Origin of the sequence: Streptomyces sp. NBC_00483 (genome assembly GCF_036013745.1) — a bacterium.
Lineage (GTDB): Bacteria > Actinomycetota > Actinomycetes > Streptomycetales > Streptomycetaceae > Streptomyces.
The window spans coordinates 4,940,776-4,965,341 of record NZ_CP107880.1 but is presented as its reverse complement, the minus strand read 5'-3'; the positions used below and the strand labels follow the sequence as shown (position 1 = coordinate 4,965,341).

Sequence of the window (24,566 nt, the reverse complement as noted above, 5' to 3'; positions counted from 1 at the left end):
CGTTTCAGGCACCCGTCTCAGGGCCGACTTCAGGCGTCCGTCTCAGGACCGTCTTCAGGCACCCGTCTCAGGGCCGGCTTCAGGCATCCGCAACACCCGCGCCACCGGCCGCTCCCGCGCGACGACATAGCCCACCGAGATCCCCGCGCACACCACCGTGAACAGCACGATCAGCCACGACAGCAGCGTGAACACGAGCCCGAACGGGCCGAACTGGGCGAGCGAACGGTTCAGCACGCGCGGCATGTACAGGTGCGAGGCCCACGACAGCGTGACCACGCCGATCCCGGTGAGCACGGCTCCCGGCAGCAGCGGCAGCCACGCCACCCGGCTCCCGAGCAGCAGATGCTGCGTCCACCACCACAGCAGCACGCTCGTCACGTACGACAGCGGAATCCCCAGCCACGCGCCCACGCCGAACCCGTCGCGCAGCACGCCCTGCGCGAGGACCGCGGTCAGCCACACGCCCAGCCACACCGCCCACCGCCAGGCCACGACCCGCAGCCCGGCGGGCGGCAGCTGCCACGACCGCTCGCACACCCGTTGCAGCGCCCGACTGCACGCCGTCGCGGACACCAGCGTGACCAGCACACCGACCGCGCCCGAAGTGTCGCGCGTGGTCGAGTCGTTCACGCCGTACACCTGCCGGACCTCGGCCAGCGAACCGTCGCTGAGCCCGATGGCGGTGCGCGAGGAGTCGAGCAGCTGCTCCCGCACGGCCGACGGCGCGAACGCGGCGATGACGAACAGCACCGGGATCGCCGTGAGGAACGCCTGCGCGGCGAGCCGCGTCGACGAGTCCAGCAGCCGCACGGAAACGATCTGCCGCGCCGTGCGGGTGACGAAGGGAATCCGCTCCCGCACGGACTCGACGTGCCCGGTGGCCCACTGGACGGTACGGGTGACGCGTCCGCTGCTGTCGCTCATAGCTGCCCAGCGTCGTTCACACCCCCGCCCGACGCCCACTTGCCACACCGGGTTCCGGCCCCTACCCCCCGAACCTCTTCCGGTACGCCGACGGGCTCAGCCCCGTCGTCCGCTTCAGGTGCGTCCGCAGATTGGCGGCGCTGCCCAGGCCGCTCCCGGCCGCCACGACGTCGATCCGCTGCTCGCCGCGTTCGATGATCCGGCAGGCCAGGGCGACGCGTTCACCCAGCAGCCAGGCCAGCGGCGTCGTACCGAGTTCGGCGCGGAAGCGGCGGTGCAGGGTGGCCGGGCTGACGGCGGCGCGGGCGGCCAGGCCGGCGACGGTGAGCGGTTCGTCGAGCCGCTCCTGCGCCCAGCTGAGAACCGGCGCGAGCGAGGCGTCCGGCACCACGGGCACGGGCTGCTCGATGAACGCCGCTGCCCTTCCCCAAGCTCTCGAACAAACTCGAGCAGGGGAGACCCCATGTCCCGATGGGCCGCGAAGACGAGCCGCCGGGACACCGAGGCGGCGACCTCCGCGCCGTGATCGCGCCGCACGAGGTACAGCCCCAGATCGAGCGCGGCCGCACTCCCCGCCGCGGTCAGTACGTCACCCTCGTCGACGAACAGCACGTCCGGCTCCAGGAGCACCTTCGGATGCAGCGCACGGAACTCCTCGGCCCACCGCCAGTGCGTCGTGGCCCGCCGCTCGTCGAGCAGCCCGGCCTCGGCGAGCGCGAACGCCCCGGTGCAGAAGGCGGCGATCCTGGCACCGCGCGCGTGCGTCCGCCGGATGGCCTCCAGGACGGCCCCGGTGCGCGGCACGACGTTGTCGGGGCGCCCCGGCACGATCAGGGTGTCGGCGCGGTCGACGGCCTCGAGCCCCGCCGCCCCCGCCATCGTGAAGAACCCGTGGTTCATCCGGATGTCGGGCTCCGGCGCGCACAACGTCAGCGTGTACAGCGGGCCCCGTGCACCGAGTTCGGGCCGCGGCAGCCCGAACACCTCGGTGGCGACGCCGACTTCGAAGGGGTTGACGCCCTCGTCGACGAGGACGACCACGTGCGGGACACGGTGCGAGGATCCTTGCGCCATGCGCGATTTCTAGCACTCGTACGCCCGCGGCGGCAGGCCCAGGATGACCGCATGGAATCCGCATCCGCATCCGCACCCGTATCCCTCACCCAGGCCCTGACCACCTTCGACGAGACCTGGAGCCCCCGCATCGTCACGTCGGTCAACGACTACGACGTCCGCCTCGCGAAGGCCGAGGGCGAGCACGTCTGGCACGTCCACGAGGACACGGACGAGTTCTTCCTGGTCGTCGAGGGCGAGCTCACCATCGGCCTTCGCGAGAAGGACGGGGAGCGGGCCGTGGTCCTCCCCCGCGGCTCGGTCTTCACCGTCCCCCGCGGCACCTGGCACAAGCCGCACGCGGCCCCCGGCACCGCGATCCTCCTCCTGGAACCCACCGGCACCCCCACGACGGGCGACGCCCACGACCCCGTACCGGACCACGTCGACTCGACGACGGGACACAACTTGGGGGTGACTGGGCGCTGAACGGCCTGAGTTGGTGACCCTTGACCGTGCTGTTCGTTCATAGAGTAAGCAACTCTGGGAGGGGACATGCGGCAGGGTGACAACCAAGCGGATCTGTACTTGAGACTCTCGCTCGACCGGGACGGCAAGACCGCGATTGAGCGGCAAGAGATGGATTGCCGCCGTTGGGCCGCCGATCAAGGGCTCGCGGTCCGGATGGTTCACGTCGACAGAGGAAGGTCCGGGTACAAGGACGTTGTACGTGAAGGCTTCGACAAGGCGAGAGCAGGGGTCGTCTCGGGGGCCGTTCGCACACTGATCGTCTGGAAGCTGGACAGGCTCAGTCGCAAGGGAATCAGCGAGATCGGCCCACTGCTGGACGAGTTTGATCAGGTCGGAGGGCGCCTGATCTCGGTGATGGACGGTCTCGACTCGACTTCGCCGGGCGCTCGGCTGGCCATCTCCTCCTTGTCGGAGTGGGCGCGTCAGGAAGCGGAGACGCAAGGGCAGCGCATCCAGCACGCCAAGCAGTTTCTCCGCCGCCAGGGACGCTGGATCGGGGGACAGCCTCCCTACGGACTGCGCATCGACTCGGAGACGGGGCGACTCGCACCGGATTCCGAGACATCCGTGTATGCGCGGCTGATCGCCGACGAAGCCCTGTCCGGCACGCCATTGGTGCGGATCGCGAGGATGCTCAACGAGCACGGCGTGCCTGCTCCGAGAGGCGGCCTGTGGCAGGTTGGGACCCTGTCCCAGTTACTGAGGGCTCCTGCGTTCGCAGGGCTGTTGCCTCAGACCCAGATGGTCTGGGACGAGGCCAGAAGCCGCCTCAAGTACACGTCTGTGGTGAGGCCGTACCGCGATGCGGAGACCGGGGCTCCGGTGAACGTGGGGGAAGGCATCGTCACCGTGCAAGAGCAGGACGTGATCGTGGCTGCTTTCGCGTCGAGGACGCGTACAAGGGCGGACGGGGTGAAATTCCCGGTCCGGGAACCGGCCCATCTGCTGACCGGGCTGCTGTACTGCGCCGTCGAAGGGTGCGGTACACGGATGAGCATGAGCGGCCATTCCTACGTGTGTCACGGCGTGCGTCTCGGCCATGTGTGCCCAGGGGCGCGCGCCATGGCGACGCCGGTCGAGAGGGCTGTTGTCGATGCGTTTCTCGGCCGGGCACCGAAGGCGATCGTCAATCAGTGGGATCGCATCGATGTGCCAGGGCGCAGGAGTCTGCTCAGCACGGAGGTCGACCGGATCTGGGTGACGAAGGCGGACGGCCGCGGTCGACGGTTCGACCCCGCAAAGAGGCTTCGCATCGAATGGGCCGAGAAGTGCGGCGCGGAATGAGACACAGGGTGCCGTGGTTGTCTTGAGACATGTCGAAGCGCGCACGTGTCCGGGCCCCTGAGCTGGTGGGCAAGGGTGGATGGATCAACACTGACGGCAAGCTGAGTGGCCTGGCGGACCTGCGGGGCCGCATCGTAATTGTTGATTTCTGGACATTTTGTTGTGTGAATTGCCTGCACGTCCTCGACGAGCTGCGTGAGCTGGAGGGGAAGCACCGCGACACCGTCGTGATCATCGGGGTGCACTCGCCGAAGTTCGTGCACGAGGCCGAGCACGCGGCGGTCGTCGACGCCGTCGAGCGGTACGGAGTCGAGCACCCGGTCCTCGACGACCCGGAGCTCGCCACCTGGAAGCAGTACGCGGTCCGCGCCTGGCCCACGCTCGTCGTGATCGACCCCGAGGGGTATGTCGTCGCGCAGCACGCCGGTGAGGGGCACGCGCACGCGATCGGGACGCTGGTCGAGGAGTTGGAGGCGGAGCACGCGGCGAAGGGCACGCTGCGGCGTGGCGAGGGGCCGTACGTGGCGCCCGAACCGGTCGCGACCGACCTGCGCTTCCCCGGCAAGGCGATCGCGCTCCCCTCGGGGAACTTCCTGGTCAGCGACACGACGCGGCATCAGCTGGTGGAGCTGGAGGGCGACGGGGAGAGCGTCGTCAGGCGGCTCGGCAGCGGGGAGCGCGGCTTCGGGGCCGACTCCTTCAACGAGCCGCAGGGGCTTGCCCTTCTCGATGAGAACACCGTCGTCGTCGCCGACACCGTGAACCACGCGCTGCGCGCCCTGGACCTCGGGACCGGCTCCGTCACGACCCTCGCCGGCACCGGAAAGCAGTGGTGGCAGGGCTCCCCGACCAGCGGCCCGGCCCTGGACGTCGACCTCTCCTCCCCCTGGGACGTCGCCGTCTTCGGGGGCAAGGTGTGGATCGCCATGGCGGGCGTGCACCAGCTGTGGACGTACGACCCCGAGACGCGGACGGTCGCGGTTGCGGCCGGGACCACGAACGAAGGGCTGGTGGACGGTCCCGGCGACGAGGCCTGGTTCGCCCAGCCCTCCGGCCTCGCCGTCTCCCCGGACGGGACGCGGCTGTGGGTCGCCGACTCCGAGACCAGCGCGTTGCGGTACGTGGACGGGGACGGCGCCGTGCACACCGCCGTCGGCACCGGGCTCTTCGACTTCGGGCACCGCGACGGTGACGCCGAACAGGCCCTGCTCCAGCACCCGTTGGGCGTCACCGCGCTGCCCGACGGCTCGGTCGCGGTCTCGGACACGTACAACCACGCCCTGCGGCGCTACGACCCGGCGACGGGTCAAGTCACCACGCTGGCAACGGACTTGAGGGAACCGAGCGACGCGCTCGTCGTCGACGGGGACGTGGTCGTCGTCGAGTCCGCGCGGCACCGGCTGACCCGGCTGCGCCTCCCCGAGGAGGCCGTGCGCGTCGAGTCCGTCGCGCATCGCACGCAGCGCGCGGCGACCGAAGTCGCGGGCGGGACACTTCAGTTGGACGTCGTCTTCCAGGCGCCGGCCGGGCAGAAGCTCGACACCCGGTACGGTCCCTCCACCCGGCTGCTCGTCTCGTCGACGCCGCCCGAGCTGCTGGCGGCGGGGGCAGGCGCGGGCACGGATCTGGCCCGCGGGCTGACGCTGAACCCCGCCGTCACCGAGGGCGTGCTGCACGTATCGGCGATGGCGGCGTCCTGTGACGACGACCCGGAGAACGAGTACCCCGCCTGCCACGTCCACCAGCAGGACTGGGGCGTACCCGTCGTGGTGGTGGACGTGGGCGGGGCGGAGCGGCTGCCGCTGGTGCTGGCCGGCATGGACGACCGGGACGCCCAAGGCGCCTAGGGCGCTAGATGTGACGGTCCCGTTCGTCCTCGATCACGGTCGTGTGGTTGGCCGGCGGGACCAGGCCCCGGCGTTTGCCGATGCTGCGGAACACGAAGACCCCGATCAGGCCGACGATCATCAGGATCCATCCGACCAGGTCGAGGTTGACGCTCTCCATGTGCCAGTCGGTCGCGAACGCGAGGATCGCGCCGACGGCGATCAGGACGATGGAACCCCCAAGGTTCATCAGGCCCGCCTCCTGTTGTGTGTACGGAAATGCTTGAGGGGCCCGGGTACCCCCGAACCCCTCGTCCTCACACCGCTGTTGGCGCGGGCGGTCCCGTTCAGCCCTCCAGGAACGCCGTCAGCGCGTTCGCCAGCAGGTACGGGTCGTCGGCGCCGCACAGTTCGCGCACGCTGTGCATGGAGAGGATCGCCGCGCCGATGTCGACGGTCTTGATGCCGTGCCGGGCCGCGGTGATCGGGCCGATCGTGGTGCCGCACGGCATCGCGTTGTTGGACACGAACGACTGGAACGGCACGCCGGCCTTGTCGCACGCCGCCGCGAACACGGACCGGCCCGAACCGTCCGTCGCGTAGCGGTTGTTGACGTTCACCTTGAGGATCGGGCCGCCGTTGGCGCGCGGGTGGTGCGTGGGGTCGTGACGCTCGCCGTAGTTGGGGTGCACGGCGTGACCGGTGTCGGAGGAGAGGCAGATCGTGCCGGCGAAGGCGCGCGCCCTGTCCTCGTACGAGCCTCCGCGCGCGAACACCGAACGCTCCAGGACGTTCCCGAGCAGCGGGCCGTCGGCGCCGGTGTCGGACTGCGAGCCGTTCTCCTCGTGGTCGAACGCGGCGAACACGGGGATGTACGGGAGGTCCTCCTGCTTGCCGACCTCGGCGAGCGCGGCGGTGCAGGCGTGCACGGACAGCAGGTTGTCCATGCGGGGGCCCGCGAGGAGCTCCTTGTCGCGGCCCAGGTAGGAGGGGGCCTCGATCGCGTACGTCATGAGGTCCCAGCCGGTGATGTCGCCGCGGCCGAGCCCGTTCTCGTCCTCCAGGAAGGCCATGAGGTCGCCCTCGTGGACGTCGCCGCCGAGGCCCCAGATGGGCTGCATGTGGCGCTGCTTGTCGAGCTTCAGGCCGTCCGTCGTGACGGAGCGGTCTAGGTGCACGGCGAGCTGCGGGACGCGCAGCAGGGCGCGGTCGACGTTCACGAGGCGCTCGGTGCCGTCGCGCAGCGAGACGCGGCCCGCGAGGCCGAGGTCGCGGTCGAGCCAGGAGTTGAGCAGCGGTCCGCCGTAGATCTCCACGGCGACCTGCCGCCAGCCGTTGCTCGCCATGTCGGGCTGCGGCTTCACGCGCAGGTTCGGGGAGTCGGTGTGCGCGCCGACGATCCGGAACGGCGTGTGGGCGCGGGCCCCCTCGGGCACGTACCAGGCGATCACGGCGCCGCCGCGGGTGACGAACTTGCCTCCGCTGGTGCCGTCCCAGGCGTCGGTCTCGGCGACCTGCTGGAAGCCCGCCTTCTCCAGGCGTGCGGCCACGTTGGCCACGGCGTGGTACGGCGTGGGGCTCGCCGCGAGGAAGGACATCAGGTCGTCGGTGTGCCCGCGATCGAAGGGGCGGGAGGCGGTGTTCATGCGGCAAGGGTAGGCCAGTGCCTCTGGTCGGGCGCGGCCCCATCGGCCTGCCTCCGGCGGCCCTGAAAGGGGCGCGGGGAACTGTGCGCGCAACTACGGGTGGCCGTGGCTGCCGACGACGGCACGCTCTGTGGCCATGGGCAAGGCCCGCCGTCCGCGAAAGGGACGACGGGCCTTGGCCACATACCGGTTCAGCGGAGCGTCAGAACGCCGACTCGTCCAGGTCCATGATGTCCACGCCGGACTCGCTCGTGGTCTGGGCGAGCTTGCGGGCGCCCGTCACGCCCGGCAGGACGTTCGCCGCGAAGAACTTCGCCGCGGCGATCTTGCCCTGGTAGAACGGCACGTCCTTGGCGGAGGCACCCGCCGCGAGCTTCTCCGCCGCGACGGCCGCACCCTTGAGGAGCAGGTAGCCGACGACCACGTCGCCGGAGGCCATCAGCAGACGGGTCGTGTTGAGGCCGACCTTGTAGATCGACTTCACGTCCTGCTCGGTGGCGACCAGGTCGTTGATCATGAGGCCGACGATGGCCTCCAGCTCGCCCGCCGCCTTCGCGAGCGTCTCGCGGGCCGCGGTCAGCTCCTCGCCGCCGGTCTCCACGGCGAGGAACTTCTTGATCTCCTCGGAGAGCGCGTTCAGCGCGGCACCCTGGTTGCGGACGATCTTCCGGAAGAAGAAGTCCTGGCCCTGGATCGCGGTCGTGCCCTCGTAGAGCGTGTCGATCTTCGAGTCACGGATGTACTGCTCGATCGGGTACTCCTGCAGGAAGCCGGAGCCGCCGAACGTCTGCAGCGACTGGGCCAGCTGCTCGTAGCCCTTCTCGGAGCCGTAGCCCTTCACGATCGGCAGGAGCAGGTCGTTGAGCGCGTGCTCGGCCGAAGCGTCCTCGCCCGCGGCCTCCTTGACCTGGATCGCGTCCTGCACGGAGGCCGTGTAGAGGACGAGCGTGCGCATGCCCTCCGCGTACGCCTTCTGCGTCATCAGGGCGCGGCGCACGTCCGGGTGGTGCGTGATGGTGACCTTCGGCGCGGTCTTGTCCGTGCTGCGGGCCAGGTCGGAGCCCTGGACGCGCTCCTTGGCGTACTCGAGGGCGTTGAGGTAGCCCGTCGACAGCGTGGAGATCGCCTTCGTGCCGACCATCATGCGGGCGAACTCGATGATGCGGAACATCTGGCGGATGCCCTCGTGCTTGTCGCCGATCAGCCAGCCCTTGGCGGGGTGCTGGTCGCCGAAGGTCATCTCGCACGTGTTGGAGGCCTTGAGGCCCATCTTGTGCTCGACGTTGGTGGCGTAGACGCCGTTGCGCTCGCCCAGCTCGCCGGTCTCCCAGTCGAACTCGAACTTCGGGACGAGGAAGAGGGAGAGGCCCTTGGTGCCGGGGCCGTGGCCCTCGGGGCGGGCGAGGACGTAGTGGAGGATGTTCTCCGACATGTCGTGCTCACCGGACGTGATGAACCGCTTCACGCCCTCGATGTGCCAGGAGCCGTCCGCCTGCTCGACGGCCTTCGCACGGCCGGCGCCCACGTCCGAACCGGCGTCCGGCTCGGTCAGCACCATCGTCGAGCCCCACTGCTTCTCGACGGCGATCTCGGCAGCCTTCTTCTGCTGCTCGTTGCCCTCCTCGAAGAGGATGCCGGCGAACGCGGGACCGGACGAGTACATCCAGACCGCCGGGTTGGCGCCGAGGATCAGCTCCGCGTGGGCCCAGATGAGCGAGCGCGGGGCGGTGGTGCCGCCGATCTCCTCGGGCAGGCCGAGACGCCAGTACTCGGCGTCCATGAAGGCCTGGTAGGACTTTTTGAAGGAGGCCGGGACCGGCGCCGTGTTGGTCTCCGGGTCGAAGACCGGCGGGTTGCGGTCGGCGTCCGCGAAGGACTCCGCAAGGTCGTTCTCGGAGAGGCGGGTGACCTCTTCGAGGATGCTCTTGGCGGTGTCGACGTCCATCTCCGCGAACGGTCCGGTGCCGTACAGCTTGTCGCGGTCGAGTACCTCGAAGAGGTTGAACTCGATGTCGCGGAGATTCGACTTGTAATGCCCCATGGCGACGGCTCCGTAAAGATCGGGGAGGCGGGTCGTCCGGGGTCGCCCGGACCGTCCTCGTACGCATACCAACTAGTAACCAACACAATGCTACCCGTGGGTAATAAGAATCAACCCCCAGTGGGCATCTGTGACGAACTAGGCGCCTTGGCGCTCTCGTCCCGCCGCCCCCTCGGGCGTCGGTAGTCTTTCCCTCATGTACGGCTACGACCAGAGCCCGGGCGCCGGGCAGCAGCAGTACGCGCCGCCGCAGGGCGGGTACGGGCAGCAGGCTCCGCCGCTGTATCCGGAGCCGTCGCCGCCCTCGCTCACGGACGCGGTCCGCGCGTTCACCACGGGCTCGATGTCCGCCGAGGACTTCCAGCAGATCTTCGCCTCGTCGAAGGTCTACTGCCCGCGTGGTGACAACCCGGGCTTCCTCGCGCTGCACAACACGCAGCAGCCGGTGATCCCGATGTTCAGCACGCTCAAGGAGCTGCGCAGGTACGCGGGCAAGGAGTCCAAGTACTTCGTCATCACCGGTGCGGAGGTGATCGACCTGCTGCCCACCGGATACGGCTTCGTCCTCGACATGGAGGGCGAGCACCGGATGGTCTTCGACGCGAAGGCGGTCGAGGAGATGGTCGACTTCGCGATGCGCCGCATGTATGGCTAGACGCCATTACTTCGTAGACGGATAACCGCACCCCCGCTACTTCCTACGGGCCCGGACGCTCACGCGTCCGGGTCTTTTGCGTGTCCGGACCCGGCCCCGGCGCGGCCGGGAATACCGCACGACTTGCTAGATGTTCACCGTTCAACTAAATTGAAATCAGACCTTGAGGAGGCCGCCATGCCCGCTGTGACCGTCGAGAACCCGCTGACCCTGCCCCGTGTGGCCGCGCCGGCGGACGCCGTGGCGCGCCCCGTGCTCGCCGTGACGACCGCGCCCAGCGGTTTCGAAGGGGAGGGATTCCCGGTGCGCCGCGCGTTCGCCGGGATCAACTACAAGCACCTCGACCCGTTCATCATGATGGACCAGATGGGTGAGGTGGAGTACGAGGCCGGTGAGCCCAAGGGCACGCCCTGGCACCCGCACCGCGGCTTCGAGACCGTCACGTACATCATCGACGGCACCTTCATCCACCAGGACTCGCACGGCGGTGGCGGCACCATCACCAACGGCGACACCCAGTGGATGACGGCGGGCAGCGGCCTCCTGCACATCGAGACGCCGCCCGAGTCGCTCGTCATGAGTGGCGGTCTGTTCCACGGCCTCCAGCTGTGGGTCAACCTGCCCGCCAAGGACAAGATGCAGAACCCGCGCTACCAGGACATCCGCGGTGGCCAGGTCAAGCTGCTCACCACCGAAGACGGCGGCGCGCTGCTCCGCGTCATCGCCGGTGAGCTGGACGGCAACGAGGGTCCCGGCATCACGCACACCCCGATCACGATGGTGCACGCCACCGTCCGCCCGGGCGCCGAGGCGACGCTGCCCTGGCGCGAGGACTACAACGGCCTCGTGTACGTGCTCGCGGGCCGCGGCTCCGTCGGCGCCGACCGGCGTCCCGTGCACACGGGACAGACCGCCGTGTTCGGCGCGGGCTCGTCCCTGACCGTGCGCGCCGACGAGGCCCAGGACGGCAACACCCCCGACCTCGAAGTGGTCATCCTGGGCGGGCAGCCGATCCGTGAGCCCATGGCGCACTACGGCCCGTTCGTGATGAACAACAAGGCCGAACTGCAGCAGGCCTTCGACGACTTCCAGGCCGGACGCCTGGGCGTCATCCCCAGCAAGGAGCGCCTGCCGCACACGTAAGGCATCGCGTGAGGTGATGCGTGATGTGACGCCCCGTCACTCGGCCGGACCCGGCCGGGAGGCGGGGCGTTCGCGTGCATGATCGTCTGGCGGGGTGCAGACCGGTAAGCCACTCCTCCCCGACCCCGCCCGCCGCCTCGCCGCCTGGTGCGCAGTCATGCTGCTCGTCACCGCGGTCGCGGGCGTCGGGATCGCGCTGGTCATCATCTTCCATTCGGCCGTCACGCCCGTGCTGCTCGCGCTGCTAGGCACCGCGCTCCTCGGCCCGGTCTTCGAATGGCTCACCAAGCTGAAGCTGCCGCGCGCGCTGGCCGCCATCCTCACCTGCGTCGCGCTCATCGCCGTGGTCGGCGGCGCCGGCTACATCGTGGTCACCGCGCTGATCGACACCGGGCAGCAGATCGTCGACTCGGTGCGGCAGGCCGGGGACTGGCTCAGGGACCACGTCGGCCTCACCGGCGCCGATGATCTCGGCGATGTCGCCGACAAGGCCAAGGACCAGGTCGGCAAGTGGGGCTCCAACCTGGCAGGCGGGGTGATCGCCGGGCTCTCCGCGCTGGGCTCGCTGCTCGCCACCAGCGTGCTCGCGCTGTTGCTCACCTTCTTCTTCCTGAAGGACTCCAACCGGGCCGCAGGGCTCGCGCGCGCGATCGCCCCGCACCACGGCGAGGTCCTGGAGGCCATGGGGCGGCGGGCCTTCGAGGCGATCTCGGGGTTCATGCGCGGCACCACGTTCATCGCGCTCATCGACGGCATCTGCATCACCGTCGGACTGCTGATCCTTCAGGTGCCGGGTGCAGTGGGCCTGGGCGCGCTGGTCTTCGTCGGCGCGTACATCCCCTACCTCGGCGCGACCCTGTCCGGGGCCGTCGCCGTGCTCGTCGCGCTCGCCGACCGGGGGCTGATCATCGCCCTGTGGACGCTCGGGGTGATCCTCGCCGTGCAGCAGCTGGAGGGGCACATCCTGCAGCCGATGATCCAGTCGCGCACCGTGCAGATGCACCCGGCGATGGTGATGCTGGCGATCACGGCGGGCGCGGCGGTCGCGGGCATTCTCGGGATGCTGCTCGCGGTGCCGCTGGTGGCCGCCGCGTTCGGCGTCCTCGGGGAGCTGAGGAGGCGTTACGCGCCCGATGACATGGGCGAAGGACCACCTTCTGTTTCACGTGAAACGGGTGACGGGCCCTCCGGGTCCACCGGGTCCTCCGGGTCCACCGGGTCCACCGGATCCACCGAGGCCTCCGGGGCCTCCGGTGCTGCCGGGTCCGCCGGGGCCTCCGAGGGTTCGTAGAGCTCGAACCAGATGCTCTTGCCCTCGCCCCGCGGGTCCACGCCCCACCGGTCGGCCAGCAGCTCCATGAGCACCAGACCCCGCCCCGATGACGCCAGTTCACCGGGGCGGCGCTTGTGCGGCAGGTCGTCGGAGGCGTCCGCGACCTCCACGCGCAGCCGGCGCGGTTCGGCGCCGTGCCGGGTCATCTCGGCGACCAGGAGCGCGTCGCCGTCGGTGTGCACCAGGACGTTGGTGACCATCTCGGAGACGAGCAGCACCGCCGAGTCCATCTGATCCGTGTCGGCCCAGTCGTGCAGCAGCTCCCGCAGCTGCTGGCGGGCGGCCGCGATCCGCTCGGGCTCGGCCTGGGCGATGGTCATCGCGGTGCGCCGGGCCACGGTGGCACCGGCCGACTGGGTGGTGCGGCGCAGCAGCAACAGCGCGATGTCGTCCTCGCGGCGGTCCGCGAGCGGCCCCGTGGTGTGGTGCGAGGAGGGGCCGTGCACCGCCTGCACCAGGGCGTCGGCCAGCTCTTCCAGGCGCTCGTCGGGGCCGGCCTCCAGGGCCGCGCGGATCCGCGACCAGCCGGTGTCCAGGTCGTGCCCGCCCGTCTCGATCAGGCCGTCCGTGCAGATGAGCAGCGTCTCTGCGGGTTCGAGGACGAGACGGGTCGTCGGGTAGTCCGCGTCGGGGTCGACGCCGAGCGGCAGGCCGCCCGCGGTGGGGCGGACGAGGACGGTGCCGTCGGCCATCCGGATCGCGGGGTCCGGGTGCCCGGCGCGGGCGATCTCCAGGACGCCGGTTGCGGGGTCGGCCTGGACGTACAGACAGGTCGCGAACCGCGGGTCGGCCCCCGGTTCGTCGGTGTCGCCGATGCCGTGCAGGAAGCGGGAGGCGCGGGAGAGCACGGCGTCGGGCCGGTGCCCCTCGGAGGCGTACGCGCGCAGGGCGACCCGGAGCTGCCCCATCAGGCCCGCCGCGCGCACGTCGTGGCCCTGTACGTCGCCGATGACCAGGGCGATGCCACCGCCCGGCAGCGGGATCATGTCGTACCAGTCGCCGCCGACCTGGAGGCCGCCGCCGGTCGGCACATAGCGGGCGGCGACGCTCATCCCCGGGATCTCCGGGCCGAGCGTCGGCAGCATCGACTTCTGCAGGCCGTCGGTCAGCTCCCGCTCCGACTCGGCGACCCCGGCCCTGGAGAGGGCCTGCGCCAGCATCCGCGCGACCGTGGTGAGGACCGAGCGCTCGTCGGGCGTGAACGACACCGGGTAGGTGAAGCCCGCCATCCACGCGCCGAGCGTGCGGCCCGCGACGATCAGCGGCAGGAACGCCCACGACTTGCGCTCGAAGCGGGCGGCCAGCGGCCAGGCGGCCGGATAGCGGGCGCGGTACTCGTCCGGCGACGACAGGTAGACCGCGCGCCCGGTGCGGACGACCTCGGCGCCCGGGTAGTCCGTGGCCAGGTCCATGTCGGTGAACGGGGACTCGTCGCCGTCCTCCTGGCCGTGGTGCCCGATGACGGTGAGCCGGTCGCCCGCGACGCCGAACACCGCGAGGCCGTCCGGCGAGAACCCCGGCATGGAGAGCCCGGCGGCGACCCGCAGCACCTCCTCCGTGGACCCGGCCTCCGCGAGCGCCCGCCCCGCGTCCAGCAGGAAGGCCTCGCGCGAGCGCCGCCAGTCGCCGGTCACGGGGGTGCGGGAGGCGGCCCCGGGCGGCGGCTCGGTCACTTCCTGGATCGTGCCGATCAGCTCGTACGAGTCCGGGGAGTCGCCGTGCGCGACCGGCTTGGAGCGGCTGCGTACGGTGCGCAGCACCCGGCCCTGGTCGTCCATGACGCGCAGCCGGGCCTCGGCGAGGGTGCCCTCGGCGACGGCGAGCTGCACGATCCCGTCTATCTCGTTCCAGTCGACCGGGTGGAAACGGGCGCGGGCCGCGGACTCCGTCAAGGTGACCGGCTCGCCAGGGGCGGCGGTGGGCAGGCCGACGAGCCGGGCGGCCTCGGCGTCGAAGGTGACGAGCCCGGCCCGGTTGTCCCATCGCCACAGCCCGGTGGCCAGAGCGGCGAGGACGTCCTCCACGGGAGGGAGGTCACCGGTGCGCATTGCCCCACTCTAGGAAGAGGTGATCGATTACGGCCACCAGAGGCTTCGCCGGGGCGGGTGGGGGTGTTGCGGTGGGACGGGGCTGCGGTGCGGCTGCGGCGGGGCTGACGGCGGGCCGCGACGGGGTGGGGGCCGACCGGAGGCGCTGCCCGCGCCGGGGTGCCGCCTTGCCCACCCTGCCGCCCTTGGCGGCAGATTGCCCAAGGCGGCGGAGGCGGAGGGCCCAAGGCGGGGCCGGTAGGCTTGGGGGGATCCCGGTTGTCTCCCGGGAACCCCAAGCGCAAAGGCTGGATGAACGACGATGCATCGGTACAGGTCCCACACCTGCGGCGAGCTCCGCGCCTCTGACGTCGGCTCCGACGTCCGGCTGAGCGGCTGGCTGCACAATCGCCGAGACCTGGGCGGCATCCTCTTCATCGATCTGCGCGACCACTACGGCATCACGCAGCTCGTCGCCCGTCCCGGCACCGAGGCCGCCGAGGTTCTCGACAAGCTGACCAAGGAGACCGTCGTCCGTATCGACGGCAAGGTCGTCTCCCGCGGCGCGGACAACGTCAACCCGGAGCTGCCCACCGGCGAGGTCGAGATCGAGGCCTCCACGGTCGAGGTGCTCGGCGCGGCGCAGCAGCTGCCGTTCCAGATCAACCAGGACGACGGGGTGGGCGAGGAGCGCCGCCTGGAGTACCGCTTCCTGGACCTGCGCCGCGAGCGCATGCACCGCAACATCATGCTGCGCAGCGAGGTCATCGCCTCGATCCGCTCGAAGATGGTCAACCTCGGCTTCAACGAGATGGCGACGCCGATCCTCGCCGCGACCTCCCCCGAGGGCGCCCGCGACTTCGTCGTCCCGTCCCGCCTGAACCCGGGCAAGTTCTACGCCCTCCCCCAGGCGCCGCAGCAGTTCAAGCAGCTGCTGATGATCTCGGGCTTCGACCGCTACTTCCAGATCGCGCCGTGCTTCCGCGACGAGGACGCGCGCGCGGACCGCTCGCCGGGCGAGTTCTACCAGCTCGACATCGAGATGAGCTTCGTGGAGCAGGAAGACGTCTTCCGCCCCATCGAGAAGCTCATGACGGAGATCTTCACGGAGTTCGGCGGCGGCCGCGAGGTCACGTCCCCGTTCCCGCGCATCCCGTTCCGCGAGTCGATGCTGAAGTACGGCAACGACAAGCCGGACCTGCGCGCCAAGCTCGAACTCGTCGACATCACCGACGTGTTCGAGGGCTCGGAGTTCAAGGCGTTCGCCGGCAAGCACGTCCGTGCGCTGCCCGTCCCGGACACCGCGTCGCAGTCCCGCAAGTTCTTCGACGGCCTCGGTGACTACGCGGTCGAGCAGGGCGCGAAGGGCCTCGCCTGGATCCGCGTCGGCGAGGACGGCACGTTCGCCGGTCCGATCGCCAAGTTCCTCACCGAGGAGAACGTCAAGGTCCTCACCGAGCGCCTCGGCCTCAAGGCCGGCCACGCAGTGTTCTTCGGCGCGGGCGAGTTCGACGAGGTCTCGAAGATCATGAGCGCCGTCCGCGTCGAGGCCGCCAAGCGCGCCGGCCACTTCGAGGAGGGCGTGTTCCGCTTCTGCTGGATCGTCGACTTCCCGATGTACGAGAAGGACGAGGAGACCGGCAAGATCGACTTCTCCCACAACCCGTTCTCCATGCCGCAGGGCGGTATGCAGGACCTGGAGGAGAAGGACCCGCTGGACATCCTGGCCTGGCAGTACGACATCGTCTGCAACGGCATCGAGCTGTCCTCCGGCGCCATCCGTAACCACGAGCCCGACATCATGATCAAGGCGTTCGAGATCGCGGGCTACGACGCCGAGACCGTGGAGGCCGAGTTCGCGGGCATGCTCCGCGCGTTCCGCTTCGGCGCCCCGCCGCACGGCGGGATCGCCCCGGGCGTCGACCGCATCGTCATGCTCCTCGCCGACGAGCCGAACATCCGGGAGACCATCTCCTTCCCGCTGAACGGCAACGCGCAGGACCTGATGATGGGCGCGCCCACCGAGCTGGACGAGTCGCGCCTGCGCGAGCTCAACATCCAGCTGCGCAAGCCGGTCGAGAAGAAGTAACCAAGTCACCGGCTCCGTACGGCAGTTCACGTCAGGGCCCCCGCTCCGCACACCGGAGCGGGGGCCCTGGCGTTTCCGGGTGATGCGCAGTCCTGATGCGCAGTCCTGATTCACAGTCGGCACCCATGTCCCTGACAGCTTCGGCCCCTAGCGTCCACGCCCATGACCGAGCCGACTGAGCAACCTGAGACCCAAGTAGCGTCACACAGACGAGAGTTGACCCGCCGTAGGGCCATCCTGGCGGGTGGTGCGGCCGTCGCGGCCGTGGGCATCGCCGGCACCCTCACGGAGGGCGGAGCGTTCGCCGACGAAACGGCGTCGGACACGGAGGCCTGCTACCAGCTCACCACGGAGACCACCGAGGGCCCGTACTACATCGACGCCGACAAGCTCCGCCGTGACATCACCGAGGACCAGGAGGGCATCCCGCTCCTGCTGAGCCTCAAGGTGATCGACGCGGAGACCTGCAAGCCGCTGAAGAACGCCGCCGTCGACATCTGGCACTGCAATGCCGTCGGCATCTACTCCGGCTACGAGGACATGAGCTCCGGCGGCGGCACGCCTCCCACGGGCGCCCCCACGGACATGCCCACGGGCACGCCGACAGGTGAGCCCCCGACGGGCGGCCCCGGTGGCGGCGGTGGCGGGCACCAGGAACCCACCGACGACGAGCGCTATCTGCGCGGCACATGGAAGACCGACAAACACGGCCGCGTCGCGTTCAAGACGGTCTTCCCGGGCTGGTACCAGGGCCGCTGCGTGCACATCCACGTCAAGGTGCACGTCGACGGCGAGTGGACCGACGCGGGCTACGAGGGCGGCCACACCTGCCACACCGGCCAGCTCTTCTTCTCCGAGGCGTCCGTCCTCGCCTCGGCCGAGGTCACGCCGTACTCGACGAACACCACGACCCGTACGACGCTCGACGAGGACACGATCTACCCGGACAACGGCACCGAGGGCGGCCTGCTGCACCTCAAGTACCTCAAGAAGCACATCGACAAGGGCGTCGTGGCGTCGCTGACGATGGGGGTGGCGCCGGACGAGACACACGACTCGACGGACACGATGCCGTCGCCCGCCGCTTCCCAGTCCTCCTGAGCTCACCCCGAGCGCGGCACCACGAGTCCCGACTCGTACGCCGCCACCACCGCCTGCGCCCGGTCGCGGACGCCGAGCTTGGCGAGGACCCGGCTGACGTGGGTCTTCACGGTCTCGCCGCCGACCACGAGGCGTCCGGCGATCTCCTGGTTGGACAGGCCCTCGGCGATCAGTCGCAGCACCTCGCGCTCGCGCGGGGTCAACGCGTCGACGGCGAGGGCCTGTTCGGGGACCGCGCGCGGGCGGAGCCGGGTGAACTCGGCGATCAGGCGGCGGGTGACGGTCGGCGCGAGCAGCGCCTCGCCCGCGGCGACCACACGCACCGCCTCGAAGAGCCGCTCGGCCTGCATGTCCTTGAGCAGGAAGCCGCTGGCGCCTGCGGCGAGCGCGTCGTACACGTACTCGTCGAGGTCGAAGGTCGTCAGCATCACGACGCGGGTCGCGGGCAGGTCGCGCGCGATGCGGCGAGTGGCCTCGATGCCGTCCATTCCGGGCATGCGGACGTCCATCAGGACCAGGTCGGGGCGGACCTCGCGGCAGACGCGGACCGCTTCGACGCCGCCGGGTGCGCTGCCCACGACAGTGAAGTCGTCCTGGCTGTCGAGAAGCGCGCCGAATCCGGCCCGTACGACGTCCTGGTCGTCGGCGACGACGATCCGGATGGCGCTCATGGAGGCATTCATGGGGGCGTTCAGGGGGGCGTTCATACGGCGGGGCCCTTGACCGGCAGGGACGCCTCCACCAGGAAGCCGCCTGCCGGTGCCGGGCCCGCGCGCAGGGTGCCGCCCGCCATCGCCGTGCGTTCGCGCATGCCGAGCAGGCCGTGGCCCGGCTCGCCGGGGCCCGTGCCCGGTCCGCAGTCCCGTACGCGTATCGCCAACTGGCTCTCCATGTAGTGCAGTTCGACGTCCACGGCGACGCCCGGCGCGTGCCGGCGGGCGTTGGTCAGGGCTTCCTGGACGATGCGGTACGCGGTGAGTTCCAGGCCGGGGTCGAGGGCGGTGACGTGGCCGCGGACGATGAGGCGGACGGCGGTGCCGGTCGCCGCGCGGGCCTCGTCGACGAGGGTGACGAGCTGGTCGAGGCCCGGCTGCGGGGAGCGGGGCGCGGCCGCGGCGGGTTCGGCGGGGGCGTCCTCGCGCAGGACGCCGAGCAGCCGGCGCATCTCGGTGAGGGCGAGCCGGGCGGTGTCGCCGATCGCCAGGAAACGCTCGGCGCCCTCCGGCGGCAGACCGGGCGTCGTGTATCTGGCCGTCTCCGCCTGCACCGAGATCGTCGAGATGTGGTGGGCCACGATGTCATGCAACTCCCTTGCGATACGGGCCCGTTCGCCGAGCGCCGCGTGGGCGAGGGTCGTGTCCGCGTACGCCCAGTCGGCGGCGCTGCGGCGGGCCGCCTCGGCCTGCGCGCGCCGGGCGCCGCCTGCGGTGAGCGCGGCCGCCGCGCCCGCGAGGAGGACGACGCCGTAGGGGCCGCTGTCGTCCGTGAGCGCGTACGCGGTGAAGGGCACGGCGAACAGGACGGCGGTGCGGCCAGGACCGCGCCGCCCCACCAGGTACAGGGCGGCGGCGAGCGCCGGGAGGCCCGCGTACAGCGTCTGGCCGTACGTGAGGGGGGCGAGCAGCGCGGCCGCGGTGAGGGCCGTGGCGGTGAGCAGGAGCTGGGAGCGGACGAAGGCGAGGGGGGCCGTCGCGCCCAGCGCCAGGGCGAGCAGGCCGGGGAGTTCGGGGGCCGGGTCGCGGCTCTGCCCGGTGACCTCGGCGAGGGCCGCGAGGGCCAGGACCGTGGCGGCGAGCAGCGGCAGGTCACGTGCGGTGGCCGCGCGCTGGGCCCGTGCCCGTGCCGTGGTCCAGGTCCCCGTCATGGCGGTCATTATCGGCGGGCCGGGGCGCGGGCGGCGTCCCCCTGCGGGGGGAGCGGCTCCTCCGGGAGACCACGCCCGGGCGGGACGCCGCCGCGGCGCCCGGTCCCTAACGTCAACTGGCATGACGGATATGACGATCGAGGCCCGCGGGCTGTGCAAGCGGTACGGGGCCACCGTGGCCGTGGACGGGCTCAGCTTCACCGTCGAGGCGGGGCGGGTGACCGGGTTCGTCGGGCCCAACGGGGCCGGGAAGTCGACGACGCTGCGGATGATGCTCGGGCTCGACCGGCCCGACAGTGGAGCCGCGCTCATCGGCGGGCAGGACTACACGCGGCTCGCCGACCCGCTGTCCACCGTCGGCGCGCTGCTCGACTGCGAGGCGCTGCACCCGGGCCGCCGGGCCCGCGACCATCTGCTGTGGCTCGCCCACTACAACGGGCTGCCGAGCCGCCGCGTCGACCTCGTCCTCGACCAGGTCGGCCTCGCCTCCGCCGCGAAGAAGCGCGCGGGCGGCTTCTCCCTCGGGATGCGCCAGCGGCTCGGCATCGCGGCCGCGCTGCTCGGCGATCCGCCCGTGCTGATCCTCGACGAGCCGGTCAACGGACTGGACCCCGAGGGCATCCAGTGGATCCGACGCTTCCTCAAGTCCCTTGCGGCAGAAGGGCGTACGGTCCTCGTCTCCTCGCACCTGATGAGCGAACTTCAGGACACCGCGGACCACGTCATCGTGATCGGCCGGGGGCGGCTGCTCGCCGACACCGACGTCGCCGCGCTGCTCGACGAGGCGTCCGGCGAGCGCGTCGCCCTGCGCACCAGTCGGCGCGCCGAGGCCCTGGCGGTCCTCGCGGGCGCCGACGCCACCGTCGCCGTGACCGGCCCCGACGCGCTCACCGTCACCGGTCTGGCCGCCGAGGAGGTCGTCGCCCGGCTCGGCGCGCACAACATTCCGTTCTCCGAACTGTCCCGGCACCGGGCCACGTTGGAGGAGGCGTACATGGAACTCACCGGTGCGGCAACGGAGTTCGCCGCTACCGGACTGAGCGCACAGGAGGCGTCCTCATGAGGTCGCCGATGGTCCGTGCCGTGCGCGCCGAGTGGACCAAGCTGCGCAGCGTCCGCAGCACCCCCCTCGCCCTGATCGCGCTGCTCGCCCTCAGCCTGCTGCTGACCGTCGCGTCGGCGAACGGCAGCCAGTTCGGCTACGGCGGCCCGAAGAAGTACGACGCCTCGTCCTTCGTGCACCGGACGGCCGCGGGCGACGGCACCTTCACCGTGCGCGTCGCCGCGCAGAAGAACAGTGCCGGCTGGGCGAAGGCGGGGCTGCTCCTGAAGGACGGCACCGCGAGCGGATCCTCGTACGCCGCCCTGATGGTGACGCCGGAGCACGGCGTGCGGATGATGGCCGACGGGAAGCACGAACTGACCGGCTCCGGCGGCGCGGACGCACCGCGCTGGCTGCGGCTCGTACGGTCCGGGGACCGGGTCACCGGCTACGAGTCCGCCGACGGCCGTGCCTGGACCAAGGTCGGCACGCTCACCGTCGCCGGGCTGCCGGCCACCGCCGAGGCGGGCCTCTTCGTCACGTCGCCGATGGACGGCAAGGAGGAGCGCAGCGGCCCCGGCGACCTGCGCATGCACCCCGAGGCCACGCTCGGCAGGGCGGTCTTCGACCATGTCGCCTTCCCCGCGCAGGGCAAGGGCGGCTGGCGGCAGACGGACATCAAGCAGACCGTGAAGAAGGGCGAGATGGCCGACCCCGTCGCCGACCCGAAGCCCTTCCGTGAGCAGGCCGGCACCTTCACGATCACCGGCAGCGGTGACCTGGGCGGCCTCGGCATGGGCGGCGTCGGACAGCTCGGCGGACAGCCCGACCTGGTCAAGATGGCGCTCGACGACGGCATCCAGATCGCGACGATCGCGGTGATCGCCCTCGGCGTCCTGTTCATCACGTCCGAGTACAAGACCGGGACGGTGCGCACCACGTTCACCGCGAGCCCGCGGCGCGGCCGGGTGCTCGCCGCGAAGGCGCTCGTCCTCGGCGCGACGGTCTTCGTCGTGGGCCTGGTCGCGAGCGTGGCGGAGTTCCTCGTCGCCCGCCCCGCCCTGCGCGACAACGGCTTCGCCCCGCCGCTCTTCCCCGAGCTCTCCCTCACCGACCCGGCGACGATGCGGGCGATCGTCGGCAGCGCCGCGTTCCTGGCGCTGGCCGCCGTGCTGAGCCTGGGGGTCGGGGCGCTGCTGCGGCGCGCGGTGCCGGCGGTGGTCCTGATGATCGTGACGTTCGTGGTGCTGCCGATCGTCGCGCAGAGCACGTCCATCGGCTTCAGCGACTTCGTCGGCCGGGCCACGCCGACGGCCGGCCTCGCGGTCCAGCAGACCCGCCGGCTCCTCGACACCGTCATCACACCGTGGGCGGGCTTCGGGGTGCTGTGCCTGTACGTGGTGGTGGTGCTCGGGGCGGCGCGGTGGCGGCTGACCGGGCGGGACGTATGACGGCGGCGGGCGCGGCGCGCGCCGTGCACGGCGAGTGGACCAAACTCCGTACCGTTCCCGGGCAGTTGTGGACGGTGGTGTCCCTGACCGGGGCGATGATCGCGTTCACCGCGCTGATCGCGGCGAGCGCCGAGGAGGGGCAGTCGGGGGTCCTCGCGCCGACCGCACTGTCCCTGTCCGGGGTGTACCTGGCGCAGACGGCGGCCGCGCTCGTCGCGATCGGCGTGGTCTGCGGCGAGTACCCGCGCATGATCCGTACGACCCTCGCGGCGAACCCGCGGCGCACCACGGTGTTCCTGGCGAAGGCGGCGGTGACGGCGGCGGCGGTCCTGGCGGCGGCGCTCCCCGCGGTCCTCGGCTCCCTGGCGGCGGGCCGCGCCGTCCTGTCGGGATCATCGGGACCATCGGACTCGCCGGGATCGTCAGGATTCCCCCAACTCCCGCTCTCCTCGCCCGAGTTGTGGCGGGCGACGCTCGGCACGGCCGTCTATCTGCTGCTCGTCGCGCTGCTGAGCGTGGGGGTGGCGCTGATGGTGCGGCACGCGGCGGCAGCCGTCGGGGCGGTGATGGCGCTGCTGTACGGGCCCTACCTGGCCACGCTGATCATCACGATGCCGGAGCACGTGCTGCACCGGGTCCAGAAGTTCTCCCCGATGACGGCGGGCCTCGCCGTCCAGACGACGACCGGCCCCGGCACGGCCCCACTCGCCCCCTGGACCGGCATCGCCGTCCTCGCCGCCTACGCGGGCGGGGCGCTGGTGGTGGGGTGGGCGGTGCTCAGGCGCCGGGACGCCTGAGCCCGCCGACAGGCCCTAGGCGGCGGGCTCGCCGCCGAAGCGCTCCTTGTAGGACTCCAGGTCCTCGTCGGTGATCTTCGCGAAGAGGACCGGGGGGACGGTGAAGGGGGTGCCGGCCGGGACCGTGGTCAGGGACGTGGCCTCCTCGGGGGTGACCCACGAGGCGTCGTCGCCGGGGAGGTCGAACGCCGCGCGCATGGCGGCTGCCGACGCCGGGATGAAGGGCTCGGAGACCACCGCGTAGAGGCGGATGAGGTTCATCGCCGTACGGAGGGTCAGCGCGGCCGCGTCCTTGTCGGTCTTGATCTCCAGCCAGGGGGCCTTCTCCTCCAGGTAGGAGTTGCCCGCCGACCACAGGGCGCGCAGCGCCGCCGCGGCCTTGCGGAACTGGAGGGCCTCCATCTGGGTCTCGTACTCGGCGAGGAGCGTGGAGATCTCCTGGCCGAGCTTCGTCTCCGCCTCGCCCGGCTCGCCGCCCGCCGGGACGTCGTCGCCGAAGCGCTTGCGGGAGAAGGACAGGACGCGGTTGACGAAGTTGCCGAGGGTGTCGGCCAGGTCCTTGTTCACCGTCGCCGTGAAGTGCTCCCAGGTGAAGGACGAGTCGTCCGACTCCGGCGCGTTCGCGATGAGGAAGTAGCGCCAGTAGTCGGCCGGGAGGATCTCCAGGGCCTGGTCGGTGAAGACACCGCGCTTCTGCGACGTGGAGAACTTGCCGCCGTAGTACGTCAGCCAGTTGAAGGCCTTGAGGTAGTCGACCTTCTTCCACGGCTCACGGATGCCCATCTCCGTCGCCGGGAACATGACGCTGTGGAACGGGACGTTGTCCTTCGCCATGAACTCCGTGTACCGGACGTCGGTGGCGCCGGCCGGCTCGTACCACCACGACTTCCAGTCGCGCGTCTCACCGTCGGGGGCCTGGTCGGCCCACTCCTTCGTCGCGCCGATGTACTCGATCGGGGCGTCGAACCATACGTAGAAGACCTTGCCGTCGGCCGCAAGCTCCGGCCACGTGTCCGCCGGGACCGGGACGCCCCAGTCCAGGTCGCGGGTGATCGAGCGGTCGTTGAGACCCTCGGTCAGCCACTTGCGGGCGATGGAGGACGCGAGCTGCGGCCACTCGTCGGCGACCTCGTCGATCCACGCCTCGACCTCGACCTGCAGCTTCGACTGGAGGAGGAAGAGGTGCTTGGTCTCGCGGACCTCGAGCTCGGTGGAGCCGGAGATCGCGGAGCGCGGGTCGATCAGGTCGGTGGGGTCGAGGACGCGCGTGCAGTTCTCGCACTGGTCGCCGCGGGCCTTGTCGTAGCCGCAGTGCGGGCAGGTGCCCTCGACGTAACGGTCGGGCAGGAAGCGGCCGTCGGCGGGCGAGTACACCTGCCGGATCGAGCGCTCCTCGATGAACCCGTTCTCGTTCAGCTTGCGGGCGAAGTGCTGGGTGATCTCCGCGTTCTGCTGCGACGAGCTGCGGCCGAAGTGGTCGAAGGCGAGACCGAACCCGTCGTAGACCGCCTTCTGCGCGTCGTGCGCCTGCGCGCAGAACTCGGCGACCGGGATGCCGCGCTCCTTGGCCGCCAGCTCGGCGGGCGTGCCGTGCTCGTCCGTCGCGCAGATGTACAGCACGTCGTGGCCGCGCAGGCGCAGGTAACGGGAGTACACGTCGGCCGGGAGCATGGACCCCACCATGTTGCCCAGGTGCTTGATCCCGTTGATGTACGGAAGGGCGCTGGTGATGAGGTGTCGAGCCATCGGGGGCTGC

18 protein-coding genes and 2 pseudogenes are annotated in these 24,566 nt (G+C 70.8%); 11 read left to right on the top strand and 9 right to left on the bottom strand.

Annotated elements, in window-relative coordinates:
- Positions 1–54: 54 nt before the first annotated feature.
- Together OHA73_RS22085 and OHA73_RS22080 are read right to left on the bottom strand one after the other, a co-directional pair.
- Positions 55–927 (bottom strand): YhjD/YihY/BrkB family envelope integrity protein, encoded by an 873-nt coding sequence (locus OHA73_RS22085; RefSeq protein WP_327655933.1) that lies wholly within the window; start codon positions 925–927, stop codon positions 55–57.
- A 61-nt stretch (positions 928–988) separates the two neighbouring features.
- Positions 989–2,001 (bottom strand): annotated as a pseudogene (locus OHA73_RS22080) (helix-turn-helix domain-containing protein).
- A gap of 51 nt (positions 2,002–2,052) precedes the next feature.
- Between OHA73_RS22080 and OHA73_RS22075 the strand changes: the two are divergent.
- The 3 genes from OHA73_RS22075 to OHA73_RS22065 all read left to right on the top strand — a co-directional run bounded on the left by OHA73_RS22075 (position 2,053) and on the right by OHA73_RS22065 (position 5,642).
- The gene (locus OHA73_RS22075; RefSeq protein ID WP_327655932.1) at positions 2,053–2,469 is read left to right on the top strand and encodes a cupin domain-containing protein; all 417 of its coding nucleotides are present in this window, start codon (positions 2,053–2,055) and stop codon (positions 2,467–2,469) included.
- Positions 2,470–2,535: 66 nt separating this feature from the next.
- Positions 2,536–3,795, top strand: coding sequence for a recombinase family protein (locus OHA73_RS22070; RefSeq protein ID WP_266711837.1), 1,260 nt, complete (start codon positions 2,536–2,538; stop codon positions 3,793–3,795).
- A 29-nt stretch (positions 3,796–3,824) separates the two neighbouring features.
- Positions 3,825–5,642 (top strand): NHL domain-containing thioredoxin family protein, encoded by a 1,818-nt coding sequence (locus OHA73_RS22065; RefSeq protein WP_327655931.1) that lies wholly within the window; start codon positions 3,825–3,827, stop codon positions 5,640–5,642.
- Positions 5,643–5,646: 4 nt separating this feature from the next.
- On the opposite strand, the gene OHA73_RS22060 is transcribed toward OHA73_RS22065, so the two are convergent.
- The 3 genes from OHA73_RS22060 to OHA73_RS22050 form a co-directional block, all read right to left on the bottom strand.
- A complete protein-coding gene (locus OHA73_RS22060; RefSeq protein ID WP_267069916.1) occupies positions 5,647–5,871 on the bottom strand; it encodes a DUF6458 family protein in 225 nt (74 codons plus the stop codon).
- A gap of 97 nt (positions 5,872–5,968) precedes the next feature.
- The gene (locus OHA73_RS22055) at positions 5,969–7,267 is read right to left on the bottom strand and encodes a M18 family aminopeptidase (protein ID WP_327655930.1); all 1,299 of its coding nucleotides are present in this window, start codon (positions 7,265–7,267) and stop codon (positions 5,969–5,971) included.
- Between the two features lie 202 nt (positions 7,268–7,469).
- Complete coding sequence (locus tag OHA73_RS22050) at positions 7,470–9,308, bottom strand: acyl-CoA dehydrogenase (RefSeq protein WP_266711829.1); 1,839 nt, start codon at positions 9,306–9,308, stop codon at positions 7,470–7,472.
- Between the two features lie 196 nt (positions 9,309–9,504).
- On the opposite strand from OHA73_RS22050, the gene OHA73_RS22045 reads away from it, so the two are divergent.
- From OHA73_RS22045 to OHA73_RS22035, 3 genes are all read left to right on the top strand, one after another.
- Complete coding sequence (locus OHA73_RS22045) at positions 9,505–9,963, top strand: SseB family protein (RefSeq protein WP_266711827.1); 459 nt, start codon at positions 9,505–9,507, stop codon at positions 9,961–9,963.
- A 177-nt stretch (positions 9,964–10,140) separates the two neighbouring features.
- Positions 10,141–11,106 (top strand): pirin family protein, encoded by a 966-nt coding sequence (locus OHA73_RS22040; protein ID WP_327655929.1) that lies wholly within the window; start codon positions 10,141–10,143, stop codon positions 11,104–11,106.
- A 94-nt stretch (positions 11,107–11,200) separates the two neighbouring features.
- A complete protein-coding gene (locus OHA73_RS22035; RefSeq protein WP_327655928.1) occupies positions 11,201–12,397 on the top strand; it encodes an AI-2E family transporter in 1,197 nt (398 codons plus the stop codon).
- Here the strand turns inward: OHA73_RS22035 and OHA73_RS22030 are convergent.
- Positions 12,370–14,487: pseudogene (locus OHA73_RS22030) on the bottom strand (ATP-binding SpoIIE family protein phosphatase); the annotation flags it as partial. The gene OHA73_RS22035 and the pseudogene OHA73_RS22030 sit on opposite strands and share 28 nt — an antisense overlap.
- A 301-nt stretch (positions 14,488–14,788) precedes the next feature.
- Between OHA73_RS22030 and aspS the strand changes: the two are divergent.
- Complete coding sequence (aspS, locus tag OHA73_RS22025) at positions 14,789–16,555, top strand: aspartate--tRNA ligase (RefSeq protein ID WP_266711821.1); 1,767 nt, start codon at positions 14,789–14,791, stop codon at positions 16,553–16,555.
- A gap of 162 nt (positions 16,556–16,717) precedes the next feature.
- Positions 16,718–17,656 carry an intradiol ring-cleavage dioxygenase gene (locus OHA73_RS22020; RefSeq protein ID WP_327655927.1) on the top strand — a complete coding sequence of 313 codons (939 nt, stop codon included), beginning with the start codon at positions 16,718–16,720 and terminating at the stop codon, positions 17,654–17,656.
- A 2-nt stretch (positions 17,657–17,658) separates the two neighbouring features.
- Here OHA73_RS22020 and OHA73_RS22015 read toward each other — a convergent pair whose 3' ends face one another.
- Complete coding sequence (locus OHA73_RS22015; protein ID WP_327655926.1) at positions 17,659–18,327, bottom strand: response regulator transcription factor; 669 nt, start codon at positions 18,325–18,327, stop codon at positions 17,659–17,661.
- A gap of 32 nt (positions 18,328–18,359) precedes the next feature.
- Positions 18,360–19,520, bottom strand: coding sequence for a sensor histidine kinase (locus OHA73_RS22010; RefSeq protein WP_327655925.1), 1,161 nt, complete (start codon positions 19,518–19,520; stop codon positions 18,360–18,362).
- A gap of 121 nt (positions 19,521–19,641) precedes the next feature.
- On the opposite strand from OHA73_RS22010, the gene OHA73_RS22005 reads away from it, so the two are divergent.
- From OHA73_RS22005 to OHA73_RS21995, 3 genes are read left to right on the top strand one after another with little or no spacing between them, the layout of a single operon-like run.
- Positions 19,642–20,583: an ABC transporter ATP-binding protein gene (locus tag OHA73_RS22005; RefSeq protein ID WP_327655924.1), complete on the top strand. Its 942-nt coding sequence runs from the start codon at positions 19,642–19,644 to the stop codon at positions 20,581–20,583.
- Complete coding sequence (locus OHA73_RS22000; protein ID WP_267069923.1) at positions 20,580–22,013, top strand: ABC transporter permease subunit; 1,434 nt, start codon at positions 20,580–20,582, stop codon at positions 22,011–22,013. Before OHA73_RS22005 ends, OHA73_RS22000 begins: the two co-directional genes overlap by 4 nt.
- Positions 21,986–22,810, top strand: coding sequence for a hypothetical protein (locus OHA73_RS21995; RefSeq protein WP_327655923.1), 825 nt, complete (start codon positions 21,986–21,988; stop codon positions 22,808–22,810). The genes OHA73_RS22000 and OHA73_RS21995 overlap by 28 nt, the downstream gene beginning before the upstream one ends.
- Positions 22,811–22,825: 15 nt before the next feature.
- Here the strand turns inward: OHA73_RS21995 and metG are convergent, their stop codons facing one another.
- A complete protein-coding gene (metG, locus tag OHA73_RS21990; protein WP_327655922.1) occupies positions 22,826–24,556 on the bottom strand; it encodes a methionine--tRNA ligase in 1,731 nt (576 codons plus the stop codon).
- Positions 24,557–24,566: the final 10 nt, after the last annotated feature.